Source organism: Cupriavidus sp. WKF15 (assembly GCF_029278605.1).
Classification (GTDB): domain Bacteria; phylum Pseudomonadota; class Gammaproteobacteria; order Burkholderiales; family Burkholderiaceae; genus Cupriavidus.
This window is the reverse complement of the sequence record NZ_CP119572.1, coordinates 1,519,797-1,534,833: the sequence shown is the minus strand read 5'-3', so window position 1 is coordinate 1,534,833 and position 15,037 is coordinate 1,519,797. Positions and strand designations below refer to the sequence as shown.

Here is a 15,037-nt window from a genome sequence, read left to right as displayed (position 1 = left end):
CGCTTCATATCGATCTCTTCTTTCTCGAACTGTGCACATGAAGATCACCATCATTGGTAGTGGCTATGTCGGCCTTGTCACCGGGACCTGCTTGGCTGACCTTGGTAACGATGTCCTTTGCCTGGATCTCGACGCCACCAAGATTGAGATGCTCAACGCTGGCGAAGTCCCGATTTACGAACCCGGCCTGAAAGAACTCATTGCGCGCAATCACGCGGCGGGCCGCCTGCGCTTCACCAGCGACATCGAAACCAGTGTCAGCTTCGGAGAAATCCAGTTCATCGCCGTGGGCACCCCGCCAGACGAAGACGGCTCCGCCGATCTGCGCTATGTCCTGTCCGCCGCCCGCAATATCGGACGATACATGACCACCCCGAAGGTCATTGTGGACAAGTCGACCGTACCCGTGGGAACCGGGGCCAGGGTCAGGGAGTGCATCGCCGCGCAACTGCAGGAACGCGGCCTGCCGACGCTCGAGTTTGCCGTGGTCTCCAATCCCGAGTTTCTCAAGGAAGGCGCCGCGATCGACGACTTCATGCGCCCTGACCGCATTGTCATCGGCACTGAACCCGGTGCCTCCGGACAAAAGGCACGGGAGGCCATGCGCTCGCTGTACGGGCCCTTCACGCGTAACCATGACCGTATCCTCAATATGGATATCGCGTCGGCCGAGTTCACCAAGTACGCCGCCAACGCCATGCTGGCCACCCGCATCTCGTTCATGAATGAACTGGCCAACCTGGCAGACGTGGTTGGGGCGGATATCGAACTCGTGCGGCAAGGCATCGGCTCCGACCCCCGCATCGGCTACAGCTTCCTCTATGCCGGCACCGGGTACGGCGGATCTTGCTTTCCCAAAGATGTACAGGCGCTCGAACGCACAGCGGCGGAATACGGCCAGACGCCCCGCATCCTGGCGGCAGTGGAAGCGGTAAACAACGATCAGAAGCACGTTTTGGTGAAGAAGATCGTCGCGCATTATGGCGATGAGGATCTCTCGGGCCTGACCTTTGCCCTTTGGGGTCTGGCATTCAAGCCCAACACCGATGACATGCGTGCAGCTCCGAGTCGCGTGGTGATTAAGGAACTGCTGGCGCGGGGCGCCAAGGTACAGGCATTTGACCCGGTGGCGATGGAAGAGGCCAAACGCGCGATCCATACGGACTTGGCGAACGAAGGTTCCGCCGCAGCGCGGATTCGATTTGTGCCGGATCAAACCGCCGCCCTGCAGGGCGCCGATGCACTGATGGTGATTACTGAGTGGAAGTCCTTCCGCTCACCGGACTTCGCGGCTATTGCCGCCGCCCTGCGCGAGCCGGTGATCTTTGATGGGCGGAATCTGTATGAGCCGGCGGAGCTTTCCCAAGCAGGCTTCACCTACTACGCGGTCGGGCGCGCCTGCAATGGAAGACGGCGCGAGCGCACCTTCGTTCCCCCTGGAAAAGTAGGGAACGGCGTCGCAGGAGGTATCTAATGAAGCCGCTGCTCGGAAGCCGTGTCCTGGGTTCCTTCATCAATGCTGTGAGCTGGGACGAAGCGATCGCCGTGATACACCGTTGGGCGGGAAAGCGGGAATCACGTTACGTCTGCATATGCAACGTCCATTCGGTTGTCACTGCACGATCCAACGGCGAGTTCTCCAAAGTCATCAAGGAAGCCGACATGTGCACTCCGGATGGAGCTCCGATCGCGTGGATGCTCCGGCGTCTTGGCTTCCCTGCCCAAGAGCGAATCAGTGGCCCCGACCTGATGCTGCGCTACTGTGCGCACGCGGAGCGAATCGGGGAGAGCATCTTTCTCTATGGGGGACGCATGGAGACGCTCCTCCTCCTTGAGCAGCGTTTGAACGAAGATTTTCCGGCGCTACGAATTGCCGGCCTCCACAGCCCACCGTTCCGCAACCTTACAGAGGACGAGGACCGTCAGGTGGTCGAGAAGATCAACAACAGCGGCGCTGGTACCGTCTGGGTTGGTCTTGGGTGCCCAAAGCAGGAACGGTGGATGGCAGAACACCGCGGAACAATAAAAGCCGTCATGATCGGAGTTGGCGCGGCCTTTGACTACCACGCGGGTACGCTACGGCGAGCGCCTATTTGGATGCAACGGAACGGGTTGGAGTGGCTTCATAGGCTTTGCAGCGAGCCGTCCAGGCTTTGGAAGCGATACCTCTTGACAAACACCCTCTTCCTAGGCTTAGCACTAAGCCAGTTGATCCGGCGTGGAACCCCAACGCGACCCACAACATAAATTCATCCCTTTTAAATGCTGCAAAGCATCCTCGCCCTAGCTAGAAGAGCACGGTCACGTCTGGCTCTTGCCGGAAAAGGTAGATTCCTTACTCACGGCACCGATATCCATATAGGGAAAGCAACTCGTTTGTGGGCCCCCGATGCCTTACGTATTGGGAATGGCGTTTACATTGGAAAATACGTAAATATCGAGGCCAACTGCAGTATTGGCAACTATTGCCTCATCGCGAATCGCGTAGCCATAATTGGCAGACATGATCACGACTTCCGTGAGGCCGGCGTCCCGGTACGATTTTCACCCTGGGTCGGTAGCGCACCTAAAGGAAGCAAAGCCCGAGTCGAGATCGCAGTCGTTGAAGATGACGTCTGGCTTGGATACGGTGCCACTATATTAACCGGCGTGACCATCGGACGGGGAGCAATCGTGGCTGCCGGCAGCGTCGTAACGAAAGATATTCCGGCATACGCCATCGCTGCAGGAAATCCCGCAAAGGTTATCTCCTCTAGATTTTCAGATTCCCAGGAAATAGGGAGACATGAGCAGTCCATCGCTCATGGAATCTTTCGGTCGTCTGAACGAGGGTATGATAAGTTCACTATAATTCCATATCGAGGAACCAGCAATTGAAGAAGGTCGTGATTCTTCAGCATCGCCTATTGCACTATAGACTGCGATTGTTTGATCTTCTCCGCGCCGATCTCGAGCGCAATGGCGTCGAGTTGGTGCTTGTTCACGGCCAGGCTTCGCGAACCGAAAGCCATCGCAAAGACGAAGGCCAATTGAGCTGGGCTAGGAAGATAAAAAACCACTTCGTATATGTTGGATCGCACGAGCTTATTTGGCAACGTCTGCCATCGTGTGCGAATAATGCCGACCTCTATATCATAATGCAAGAGAATCGAATTTTATCCAACTACGCTTTTCTTTTGCGCCGTCTCGCAAGTGGCATTCGTGTCGCGTACTGGGGCCACGGAAAAAATTATCAAAGCAAATCTCCTACTGGACTGCGCGAAAAATGGAAGCGTTTTCTGATTAATAAGGTAGATTGGTGGTTTGCCTATACCGATCTTACTGCTGATCACCTAATCGATCTCGGCTTCCCCAACACGAGAATAACAAATCTACAGAACGCCATAGACGTTACCGGGTTCAGAAAAGAACTTGAATCGGTTACACCTGAGGAATTAAATAATCTTCGTCTGCAAATGAATATTCAGGAGGCCGATAGGGTAGCTATTTTCTGTGGATCACTCTATCCGGACAAGAAAATTGATCTTCTCCTCTCCTCTTGCAACCTCATAAAAACTCAAATAACGAATTTCAAGCTAATAGTCATCGGAGCTGGTCCGAGTCTAGCGTCAGTGGTGGAATTCGCAAACGGGAAAGACTGGGTCCATGTGATGGGTACGAAGTCGGGGCCCGAAAAAGCAAGGCTTTTTAAGCTGGCTCAGGTCCAATTAAACCCAGGCCTAGTCGGACTCCACGTGCTCGACGCATTTTCAGCAGGACTTCCAATGATAACGACAGCAAATGCACTTCATAGCCCAGAAATAGCATATTTAAAACACCACGTAAATGGGGTCATCTGTGAAAGTGAAAGCCCTTTGGAATACAGCAAGGAAGTGATATCCGTTCTTTTGAACCACGATTACCGCCTTTGTTTGACCAATCAAAGCCTACGGGACGCAAACCTTTACACCGTCGAGAATATGGTCACGAACTTCACCAGCGGTATTCTTCGCTGCCTTAACTCCTGACCACATGGGATTGCCATCCACCGCGTAGCGCAGAACTCGCTTCACTTCACGGCCAATAACGCCGCTATCGGAACAGCGGCGTTGAAAACTGCCACGCCTATCAAAATTGCCACTCGATCATAAACAGGAGCGATCTCAGGGCTTCAAGCGTTGGCCCTGTTCAGTGAACTCCTCCAGGTCGATCCCATTCCGGGCTTCCTTGTCCACCGAATATGGCACCCCGCTGATAATCCGATTCCTGCGTGCGACGTTGTATTTGGGGGCGCCAATATCGTCATTCCGAATAGTCGCCAAACTCGGGTATCGCTCCGCATATCGCTCGCTTTGGTAGGGCACTGCGTCCAGCCCCTTCTGGAACTGGCCATTCGGATCGAGAGTCATTTTTCTTTGGCCATTCAATCCGCGTGCATCCAGAGAAACTGCGGGACTACTTTCGATGAAAATATTATCCTCAACGAGATTATCCCGCCCGCCCCCAATAAAAACAGGATTTTGCACGCGCTTGAATGTATTTCCACGAATTATAATTCCGCTTGCCTGGTCGTCGAGATAGATGCCCTTGACATCCCCTTCAGCACTCAGAGATCGTATGTCATGCAAAAAATTGTGCTCGATAACCGTCCCTCGTGCGGTATAGTCTCGTCCCGTGTAGATTGCCCCCGCGTCGCTGGCTTCCGTGACGACATTATGAATTTCGTTTCCTCTTATCCAATGGTCGTTGCCGCTAAAATATACTGCGGTGTGACTGGAATCCGAAATCGTATTGTCTTCTGCTATCTGCCCCACGCCCGAGAGACTCACGGCGTATCGATACGTCTTCACCAACCGACTGAATCGTCTAATCACGTTCTTGCTTGCAAAATGCCCCGAAGGGTCTAGACTCTGTCTGTTGCCGCCCGAGAGCGATATACCGCCTTCGCCGCTATCTTCAATCAAGCTGTCGCGGACCCCACAGTGGATACCTCCATCGATAACGACGGCACGACCACCCGTATTGCGTATAGTGACGCTTTTTATGACTACGTCGTTGCTGTTCCTCACTGTAATGGCGTCACCGCGCGTCGCCTCTATCAACATATCTCGTACAACGAGGCTTCTCGCAGAGCTGATGTCCAATAGCGATTCTGCAACAGAGATTTCGGCCTCGCCGTCGTTTGCGGTTTGTGGCGGCCAAAAATATACTCTGCCCAGCGATCGGGCCAGATACCACTCTCCTGGCTTGTCGAGTTCGTGCAAGGCGTTCTCTATCCTGATTCGCTGTCCAATTCGTATGCCATACGGGGAGCCCTCACCCTCGAGAGTCATAACGTTCGCAACCGGATCGCGGCTTCCTATCGGAAACGTCTGCGCGGCCCAATTCCAAAACCAATATCCAAACGCCCGTAGATCTGGTTCGCCCTCCCAGTCAAGCACTTGTCGCCCCGACACTGAGAACGTCGCTCGATCCTCCGCTGGAATCTGTGGTGGGCGGTCGAGGCGGGCGTATCCATAATTTGGCCACGCCGCTACCGGCTGGACGGTATTTCGATAGAAGAGTTCGGTCAGCTTTGGACGGATCGGCAACCCTGATCCGCGAGGAGGCTCCTTCAGCGAGAGATTTAGGCCAAGCCCAGATATCGATGCGACTTTCACATGCCGGCGCACCGATTCCGGCAAGCGCCCAGCCGCTTCGCTATCATCCAGCGCTCTCCATCCAATAATGGGCACGGCACCCGACAGTACCGTTCCGCTTCCAGAGCCAATAATTTCCAAGCTGGTTTTGTTTTCGGGCCCACCGCCCCACTGCAACTTCAGGGCAGACATCAAACGATACTTGCCAGGCTCTAAACGCAGTCGCACCAAAGAGAAATCTCGACCAAGTCTATTCTGCCATTCCGAACGCTGGATTAAAGCGACCGCCTCTTCGAGACGGGCAATACACTTGGGAACTGGGAAAGAAGGACAGCGTATTTCGTCATGTATCGACGTCTCATTCGTGCGAATGACGATTTCCGCCGTTGCCGAATACGCTTCGATTTGTACCAAAGCCGTTACGCACAGAACACTCGCCGTAATCCAAGACCTAAAAATATTCTTGCCAGGAAAAGGCTCATAATTAATCGACATTATCACCGCACATTCTCCCCCGATATCCAGCCGGAAAAGCAGGCATAGATTCTGAGTGATTGCCCTCCCAACCCTGACTCTAGCCCTCGACCTTTCCTTCTATCGCTGTACGTTCAGCCTCAAATTGCGCGTCAGATGACGCCAGAAAAAGTTAATATATGGCATGAGCAAATGATAGATCCATAACCCCCCGCCATGCCGACGGCAGAATATATACCATTGCGGGAATGGAAAGCCTTTAACTCCCGCCATCAACTTAACTCTCCTTTTCAATGGTAACGACGTATCCAAATAGCTTCCCGGTATAGAATTTCTCTCGCAGACTCCAACAGCACCGGCCGATTGTAGTATTTCAATCCCGCTTCTTTTAGCGCGCAATCCATAGTCCAGGTCGCCCAAGGTATGTTTGAACGTTGGATCATTCGGCCCGAGGATTGCAACGGATGCTTTATCGATTAGAACACAATTCCCATTCATTGAGTCACACTCAACAGAGAACTGCTTGATCCCTATTCGCCGGAAAGACATTTTTTTTAAAATTCGCCCTCTAATTAATCCGCCGTATGAGCAATCTTCCGAATTAACTCCGACGGTGGCACCAACCACAATTCTCGGCTTATCGCGTCCCCGACCTGCTGTATAGCAGTCCAACAACTTTACTAATGCCCCTGGATACAAATCGGTGTCATCATTGAGGAGCAAGAAGAAATCGAAATCATCGCGAGCGTTGAGCGCAGCCTGGAATGCCTTATAGGTGCCGCCCCCCCAATACAAGCTGCCGTCACCGTCTATAACATTAACCGCTAAGTCGAGTTTCAAAAGAGCATCTCTAGTCCCATCCCTGCTACCGTCGTCTGTAATCCATACGGATGGAGCGATACCCGCAGCTTCCGCCGCCTCATGTAATTTGCTTATCGCCGCAATAGTCTTGTTTCGTCTATTGTGGCAAGTCATTATTGCTGCAATCTTCATTTTTTGTGCAATACAATGCGACCGGATCATTTAAAATGATTATTCTCAGATATTCTTGAAATCCAGCCCGGCAATGAGTTCACTGAGATTTCGTCTACACTCCCGCCATAGTCCCAAGCGCCATATGTGACCCTCAAAGCCCACCCTATTACAGCCACCACGATCAGACTCAGCGCAAACACACCAAACATCCGAATCTTCCTGATCGCGATGATCAAGTACAAAATTGGAAGAATCCTGAACCATTCGATATAAAAATAGAACCTTAGCGAAAGCAACGGCGACCCGGATACAGCGATCAAAAAGACAAAATACGATAAATACATAAATCGCCAATAGCGATACGCCCGACTCCGGAGAACAAATCGGCCAGACTCATCACGAACCCTTCCCAAAGCAAGAAAGATAAACAACAACGCTCCGTCCATCAGCTTGATTGCGACAGAGATTTCTCCGTCGTTCTTCTCAACCAAGCTTACTTCCGATATGAATGACCACTGCGGTGACGAAAGAAGATAACCGAATACGTACGCCCCAGCAATAAACATAAAGACTAAGCTTCCGGCACGCCATGACTTTGCCTTACTCGCTGAGTACGAGGCCAACACTAGGGCCAACAAGATGACTGCCGAATTGTGAACGAAAACGGCAGCGATCGACAGAACTAAAAAAACTACCCACCGCCCATTCAACAACAATACTGCCGCCAAGAGAATAAGAGATCCACAAATATACTGCCGCACCAATTGGGTGGTTTGCGTAAACGTTATCGCAAACACCATCCCAAATATGATACATAAAAGCGTTTCTCCACCTTTCAGCCCAAATGCCCTCGACATAAAAACCAAAGCCGCAATATAGACCCCATATATCAGAGAATGAATCAATACAATCAAGGAAACGTATGAGCCGTCGAAGACTCTAGACACGACAAACGATGAAAAATAATAAACAAACTCAGACCAACGAAGCGACCAATCTCCCGAACTTATGACGTCCGAAAAACTTTGGCTTGCAAATTTTCGATGAACGAGAAGATACCACTGTAAGTCCCCATCTGGTGACTTGCAAAGATTTATAGCCAATAACAAAATAAAAACGAGAGCGACACTTATCCAACCGAATGATAATTTTTCATGCTTGACGAATAGCGAGCCAATTACGGCTAATGCAATCCCCATGAGCGCAGGCACAAAAAATATACTTACTCCTAAAGCAGTAATTCCCGCTATCCCTAGGGGGGATATCCCAACGATAGGCTGAGAAATCGAGCGACTGCTGGCGCCCAACGGGTCATACTGCTTAGCGGCCATAGAGCCTCACGTAACATGCAATGCTGCTGCTGATCCCCCAAAGGCTGGCCACCTTGGACGCTCTGCCTTCTCTACATGCGCCTGTTTCATCTTTTAATCGATTTAAAAGTTGATACACGCCTTCCCGGATGCCCGTCTCCGTTGGCGAACAATATACGATCCCCGGAACCAGTCCTTTGAAATCTGATAATCCTGGAACTTCCGTAAACAACGCTGGAAGTCCCGAACCCAAGGCTTCCAAAGCCGCTATACTCATCCCTTCATATAACGAAGGCATAACATAGGCATCCGCGGCGTGGAGTATCACAGGGATGTCCGAACGTGCGCCTAGAAAACGCACCTTGGATTCAAGCCCAATTTCCTGGGCAAGTTTCCTTTCGGTGCAATCTTTATCCTCATGTCCCACATGCAAGTACAAAAACGAGACACCTTCGATTCCCTTCAACGCTCGAAGTAGCATCGAGTGATTCTTAGCTTCATTACAATTTCCAACCGATACTATGACCGCCGTGTCCTGCGGAATATTCAGCGCGTCGCGCGCCTCTTGCTTTTGCTTTGCGGACGGTGGGAAAAATCGGTTGTTGTCGTACCAATTAGGGATATGCTGCGCCTCTATGCCGAAGCGCGTAAGTTCGTTTTTCTTTACGGACTCGGATACTGCGGAGAATCTTACCCCAATGGACGATGACATTTTCCGCTGCAGTTTTCGCCGTAATCTTAGTGCCCCCTCGAAAGGGAAAACATTATGAACCGTACGTACAATTGTGGCGCGCGAAGACAACTTGGCAATCAAACTAATCCAGAAACTGCCCCGCTCGCAGTGTATATGTACGGCGTCATAGCTATCGCTCTTGAAGATTCCGCGTAACTCATTCAGAAACCCTAGCGTTTTATTAAACGGAATATGTATTATTCTATATCCCGCTTGACGCATGGAATCGGCATAGGGACCAACTATTCCTCCGAGACTCAAAACGGAAGTTGTAACTCCAAGTCGCCTGAACTCGGCACTGCCACTTACAAGCATCATTTCGGCACCGGATGGCCGAAGCTCATTGAGAATATGAAGAACTCTAATAGTGCCCGGAAGTTCGGAGCGGTACTCATTCGCTATATTACTCACCACACCCTCCGGATATTAAAAACGGTAACCCCAATAATTCTTAAGCACGGATACAAACTTCTTGGAGCCTTCCTGCGCAATGCTAAAACTATGCCGTAGTCGACGGCACCCGCCGCTACAACGGCGAAAAGCAGAGCAACAATTGTCATGGGAAGCCAAACCATTACGGCCAAGAATACCGCTTGCAACAAGAGAGGAACGCCCAGAAGGATCTCAATGTCCTGAGAGATTTCTATAAGCCACGTCGTTATTAACCCGATCGCCAGAAAGCTTGGGATGGCTCTCAGCATGAATTTCCCATTTATTATCTGACGATCAATATGCCAAGCAACGAAGATAAATCTACAGAAATGTGCAGCCAATACCCCATAGGCAACAAGTATTGCTCTATTGGGAAATACCAAAATCGCTGCTGAGAGAACTGCAATTGCCGTAAGCTGAGCAACTGTATCCATCCCAGGACGCCCGGTTGCGGCCAAAATAGGCCCAGCGATACCTGAGATTATGCAAAATGGCATGGCTAAACAGAATACCGCGAACAGTTCTGCGGCGCCGGACCAAGAGTTTCCGTATACTATTGAAATCACTTTCCCCGAGAATGCTGAAAGAAAGGCGAAGCCTGGAAAGGCTAGAGCGGAGATAGCGAGCACAGTAAGGATAGTCAAACGCTTGATCTTATGTGTGTCCGCCGCGAGCGCCGAGGCGCCTGAGAACACAACTCCCACTGCTGCGGACGTCAGCGCATTTGTTGGTGTTACGGCTAAGTTCAAAGCTCGATTATAAATGCCAAGCTCCCGAACACCCCATCGTCGGCCGACATAGAAAGCGTCCATATTGCTAAAGAGCCAGTTCGTCATATTGGACAAGACGGTCTTCAGACCAAAAAAATATAATTCGCTATTGAACGACGGGCTGGCCAGCTTAACTTCTCGCCACGCTTTCCACCAGAGTAAAGCGGCAAAAAGTGAGGCCTGTGCTACCGCTGCCGCCGCCATACTCCATTCGTTGCGCATAACAATAGCGAGAGATAAGCCAACCAGCGCGTAACCACCGAGATAACTTATCGTCTGCGCCAGTTGAATCCATCGAAAATCGATCCGTCGTCTTATAAGTGCAGAAGGCAAATGAGAGAACGCCTGAAAAAGAGCGGAAAAGGATGCAAGCGCAATGGGCCCCGCAACATTTTCCTTCGCAAAAAATAGCGCTATCTGCCCGGAGAATACCGCGCCAGTCGCCGCGAGACTCATCCCTATTGCGAGTTGCGTCATTAGTATTAGAGTGGTCTCCCCCTCACAAACTCTGCGGCACTGAACAATTGCGGAGGATAACCCCGCATCAGTTAGCACCGCGAATACCGACACAAGCATCCAAAGAAGCGCGCCGGAGCCGAAAGACTCCGGCCCGAGGAGACGCGCAAAGGCAATGGCGACTCCCAATTGAGAGAGAATCTTTATGAGAGTGCCCAAATAGGTCCACTTGAGCGCACTGAGCCCTTTAGAAATGACATCATGGACTTCGCTATTTTTTTGTGCGCGCATCATGCGACATGCCACTATCACAAATTTTTGATTGGGGGAGTCGGGATAGGCAAATTACCAATCCCCTGCCAGTTAGAGGCTAGTTTCCTACTGTTGAAAGGAAGTCCTCATATGCCAACCGAACCCCGTCTTCCAACGCCACTGTTGGCCACCATCCCAGCTTATTAAGACGCGCTGTGCTCATTAACTTCCTCGGGGCTCCGTCCGGCATACTTGGATCCGTAACAATGTCCCCCGAATAGCCAACAACGCGCCTGACCAGACCAGCCAACTCAGCTATCGATACTTCCTGCTCTGAACCAACGTTGAGATGGCTCTGCATCGGCTTGGTATGTGCTTGGTAAACTTCCACAGGCAAGTTCATCACGTAAACACTAGCGGCAGCCATATCATCAACGTATAAGAACTCTCGTTTTGGCTCTCCAGTCCCCCAAATCACTACAGACGCAGTCTTCGCGACCTTTGCCTCATGAAAACGCCGAATCAAGGCGGGAAGTACATGACTATTCTCAGGATGATAGTTATCTCCTGGCCCATACAGGTTGGTCGGCATAACGCTCCTGTAGTCTATCCCGTATTGCCGGTTATAACTTTCGCAGAGCTTTATACCCGCGATTTTAGCGATCGCATAAGGTTCATTTGTTGGCTCCAAGGGTCCCGTCAACAAAGCATCCTCCGTCATAGGCTGAGGCGCGAGCCGGGGGTAAATGCAACTGCTGCCCAACAACAAAAGCTTTCTCACCCCCGCTCGCCATGCCTCGTGTATGACGTTGGTCTCGATCATCAGATTCTGATAGATAAAATCAGCGGGATAAGAATTGTTCGCATTAATACCCCCCACCTTGGCCGCAGCCAGGTAAACCTGGTCAATCTTCTCTTTGGAGAAAAAATCACGGACGGCGCGCTGGTCAGTCAGATCCAGTTCTGCGCGGGGCTTTGTAACAACTTCAGCATTACCCTCTGCTTTCAGCTTTCGGACGATTGCGCTACCAACCATGCCGCGGTGCCCAGCGACAAAGATTCGTGGAGTATTCCTCATTATTTTCTTTACTCCATACTTACCGTTACTTCATAGCCATGTTGCTTTAATAGGGCATGCCGCTTTGCCTGGTCGAGGTCATGTATGACCATTTCGGCGATCATGTCATCAAGCGTGATCTCCGGCTCCCAACCGAGCTTCACTTTGGCCTTCGCCGGATCGCCAAGCAGCGTTTCCACCTCGGCCGGCCGGAAATACCGCGGATCGATCTTGACAATCACATCACCAACGGCCAGGGCCGGCGCCTTGTCACCGCTGATAGCTTCCACCAGCGCCACCTCATTAATGCCTACCCCTTCAAAACGTAGTGTGATGCCCAGTTGCTTGGCGCTTCGGCTGATGAATTCGCGCACGCTCACTTGCTTGCCCGTCGCAATGACGAAGTCCTCCGGCTCCTCCTGTTGCAGCATCAGCCATTGCATGCGCACATAATCGTGTGCGTGCCCCCAGTCCCGGAGCGAATCCATATTGCCCATGTACAGGCAGTTCTCCAGGCCTTGCGCGATGTTGGACAGCCCGCGTGTAACCTTGCGCGTCACGAAGGTTTCGCCGCGGCGGGGGCTTTCATGGTTAAACAGGATGCCGTTGCATGCATACATGCCATAGGATTCCCGGTAGTTCACGGTAATCCAATAGGCATACAGCTTCGCTGCCGCGTATGGGCTGCGCGGATAGAAGGGGGTGGTCTCTTTCTGCGGAGTCTCCTGCACCAGGCCATACAACTCCGACGTGGAGGCCTGGTAAAAGCGCGTCTTCTTCTCCAGTCCAAGGATCCGGATCGCTTCAAGCAGACGCAGCGTGCCGAGTGCATCCACGTCTGCCGTGTATTCGGGGGACTCGAAGCTTACCGCCACGTGGCTTTGGGCCCCCAAGTTGTAGATTTCATCGGGCTGGGTCTGCTGCACGATGCGGATCAGGTTGGTACTGTCGGTCAGGTCGCCGTAGTGCAGCACAAAGTTCCGGTGGCTGATATGGGGGTCCTGGTATACGTGATCCACACGCGAGGTGTTGAACAAGCTCGCCCGGCGCTTGATGCCGTGAACGATGTAGCCCTTCTCAAGCAGGAATTCGGCCAGGTAAGATCCGTCCTGGCCCGTGATGCCGGTGATGAGTGCGGTCTTTTGAGTCATCTTGGTCATTGTCAGTGTTCTGTTCTGAGATTCCGGTCAGTCAGGCCAACTCGGCCTTAGATTCAGGTGCGGTCGCGCGGCCATAGGCATCGTCAAAGCGGACGATGTCGTCCTCGCCGAGGTAGCTGCCGCTCTGCACTTCGATCAGCTCGAGGGGGACGCTGCCGGGGTTCTCCAGGCGGTGGATGGTGCCCAGCGGGATATAGCTGGACTGGTTCTCGCTGAGCAGGAAGGTCTCGTTGCCGCAGGTCACGCGGGCGGTACCCTTCACCACGATCCAGTGTTCCGCGCGGTGATAGTGCATTTGCATGGAGAGCTTGGCACCCGGCTTGACCGTGATGCGCTTGACCTGGTAGCGCGGGCCTTCGTCAACCGAGTCATAGCTGCCCCACGGGCGGTAGACCTTACGGTGATCCACGGCTTCGCTGCGGCCTTGCTTGCGGACCATATCCACGAGCGCCTTGACGTCTTGGCACTGGTCCTTGTGCACCACGAGCACCGCGTCGGGTGTTTCCACCACCATTACGTCCTCCACGCCCGCAATGGCAACTAGGCGGTGCGACGCATGGACCAGGCAATCCTTCGTGTTGTGCGTGAGCACATCTCCTGTCGTGACATTCCCGTCAGCCTGCTTTGTGCCGAGTTCCCAGACCGCGTCCCATGCGCCAACGTCGCTCCACTCGGTGGCAAACGGCACCATCTGCGCTCGCGTGGTGTGCTCCATGACGGCGTAGTCGATGGAGTTGCTCGGGCAGCGCGCGAATGCGGCCTCATTGATGCGGAAAAAATCGAGGTCTTTCTGGCCGAGGCTGACGGACTCCCGGACCGCGCGCAGAATCTCGGGCGAAAAAGCTTCCAGTTCGGCAAGGAACGCCGAGGCACGGAACAGGAAGATACCGCTGTTCCAGAAGTAGCCCCCCTCCGCCAGGAACTGGTTCGCGCGCGGCAGCGATGGCTTTTCTTCGAAGCAAGCAACCTCGAAGCTAGACTCCGTGCGGCGCGCACCTGCCTTGATATAGCCGTACCCAGTAGCGGGAGCGGTAGGCGCGATACCAAAGGTGACAAGTGCTCCGGCTTGCGCCGCCGCAACGCCTTGCGTCACGATCTTTGCGAAGGCGGAAGTGTCCTGGATCAGATGATCCGAAGGCAGCACCAGCATCAGCGGATCCTGTCCCGCGGCCCGGGCGTGCAGAGCAGCTGCAGCCGAGGCAGGGGCGGTATTCCTGGCATGCGGTTCCAGCATGAATTCGCCATCGCTGATACCGATCTCGCGGGCTTGCTCCGCGACCATGAACCGATGCGCATGACTGGTGACAAGCAGTGGTGCGGCAATGCCCGGAATTTTCTGCACACGCAGCAACGTATCCTGCAGCAGCGAGCGGTCACCCAGGAGCTTGAGGAATTGCTTCGGATAGCCCTCGCGTGACAGCGGCCACAGGCGTGTTCCGGAGCCACCACAAAGAACGACGGGAACGATCACGGCTGGCTCTTGCATCGGCTTCTCCTTTGCCAAATCAAATGTCAGTCAGCCTCTCAGCGTAAGCAAGACGTGAGAGGACGCGCCGCCACGTGGCGACGGCTTTTCCCTGATATTGAGAAAGCCATCCAGATAGCTCGATTGCCGGCTCAGCAGCCGATCCAGCTGTCCAGATGGTCGGTGGGAGGCGGCAACCACATGTGCTTCATGACTGCGCTTGCCGCCCCTCACGCAAATTCGCCCGCTTCCTTGAGCTGGCTGATATATGGCCGGTCTCTGTGCCCGGCTCAGCCGTCGGTACATACGTCCGACGTGGACCCGATCCCTACTTG

12 protein-coding genes are annotated in these 15,037 nt (G+C 53.0%); 4 read left to right on the top strand and 8 right to left on the bottom strand.

The window, feature by feature from the left end; translation table 11 throughout:
* The first annotated feature begins 37 nt into the window (after positions 1 to 37).
* From CupriaWKF_RS07255 to CupriaWKF_RS07240, 4 genes are read left to right on the top strand one after another with little or no spacing between them, the layout of a single operon-like run.
* A complete protein-coding gene (locus CupriaWKF_RS07255; protein ID WP_276100298.1) occupies positions 38 to 1,474 on the top strand; it encodes a UDP-glucose/GDP-mannose dehydrogenase family protein in 1,437 nt (478 codons plus the stop codon).
* Positions 1,474 to 2,247, top strand: coding sequence for a WecB/TagA/CpsF family glycosyltransferase (locus CupriaWKF_RS07250; protein WP_276100297.1), 774 nt, complete (start codon positions 1,474 to 1,476; stop codon positions 2,245 to 2,247). Before CupriaWKF_RS07255 ends, CupriaWKF_RS07250 begins: the two co-directional genes overlap by 1 nt.
* 15 nt (positions 2,248 to 2,262) lie before the next feature.
* Complete coding sequence (locus CupriaWKF_RS07245; protein WP_276100296.1) at positions 2,263 to 2,877, top strand: CatB-related O-acetyltransferase; 615 nt, start codon at positions 2,263 to 2,265, stop codon at positions 2,875 to 2,877.
* Positions 2,874 to 4,007: a glycosyltransferase family 4 protein gene (locus CupriaWKF_RS07240; protein ID WP_276100295.1), complete on the top strand. Its 1,134-nt coding sequence runs from the start codon at positions 2,874 to 2,876 to the stop codon at positions 4,005 to 4,007. Before CupriaWKF_RS07245 ends, CupriaWKF_RS07240 begins: the two co-directional genes overlap by 4 nt.
* A gap of 135 nt (positions 4,008 to 4,142) precedes the next feature.
* On the opposite strand, the gene CupriaWKF_RS07235 is transcribed toward CupriaWKF_RS07240, so the two are convergent.
* The 8 genes from CupriaWKF_RS07235 to CupriaWKF_RS07200 form a co-directional block, all read right to left on the bottom strand.
* Positions 4,143 to 6,113 (bottom strand): right-handed parallel beta-helix repeat-containing protein, encoded by a 1,971-nt coding sequence (locus CupriaWKF_RS07235; protein ID WP_276100294.1) that lies wholly within the window; start codon positions 6,111 to 6,113, stop codon positions 4,143 to 4,145.
* Positions 6,114 to 6,212: 99 nt separating this feature from the next.
* Entirely contained in the window at positions 6,213 to 7,085 is an 873-nt protein-coding gene (locus tag CupriaWKF_RS07230; protein ID WP_276100293.1) for a glycosyltransferase, read from the bottom strand.
* A 26-nt stretch (positions 7,086 to 7,111) separates the two neighbouring features.
* Positions 7,112 to 8,398, bottom strand: a complete 1,287-nt coding sequence (locus CupriaWKF_RS07225; RefSeq protein WP_276100292.1) for an EpsG family protein — start codon at positions 8,396 to 8,398, stop codon at positions 7,112 to 7,114.
* On the bottom strand, positions 8,388 to 9,521 hold the full coding sequence (locus CupriaWKF_RS07220) for a glycosyltransferase (protein ID WP_276100291.1): 1,134 nt from the start codon (positions 9,519 to 9,521) through the stop codon (positions 8,388 to 8,390). Before CupriaWKF_RS07220 ends, CupriaWKF_RS07225 begins: the two co-directional genes overlap by 11 nt.
* Positions 9,518 to 11,062 carry an oligosaccharide flippase family protein gene (locus CupriaWKF_RS07215; protein WP_276100290.1) on the bottom strand — a complete coding sequence of 515 codons (1,545 nt, stop codon included), beginning with the start codon at positions 11,060 to 11,062 and terminating at the stop codon, positions 9,518 to 9,520. The genes CupriaWKF_RS07220 and CupriaWKF_RS07215 overlap by 4 nt, the downstream gene beginning before the upstream one ends.
* A gap of 76 nt (positions 11,063 to 11,138) precedes the next feature.
* Positions 11,139 to 12,098, bottom strand: a complete 960-nt coding sequence (locus CupriaWKF_RS07210) for a GDP-L-fucose synthase (RefSeq protein WP_276100289.1) — start codon at positions 12,096 to 12,098, stop codon at positions 11,139 to 11,141.
* An 8-nt stretch (positions 12,099 to 12,106) separates the two neighbouring features.
* Complete coding sequence (gmd, locus tag CupriaWKF_RS07205; protein WP_276100704.1) at positions 12,107 to 13,228, bottom strand: GDP-mannose 4,6-dehydratase; 1,122 nt, start codon at positions 13,226 to 13,228, stop codon at positions 12,107 to 12,109.
* Between the two features lie 40 nt (positions 13,229 to 13,268).
* Complete coding sequence (locus CupriaWKF_RS07200; protein ID WP_276100288.1) at positions 13,269 to 14,723, bottom strand: mannose-1-phosphate guanylyltransferase/mannose-6-phosphate isomerase; 1,455 nt, start codon at positions 14,721 to 14,723, stop codon at positions 13,269 to 13,271.
* Between the last annotated feature and the right edge of the window lie 314 nt (positions 14,724 to 15,037).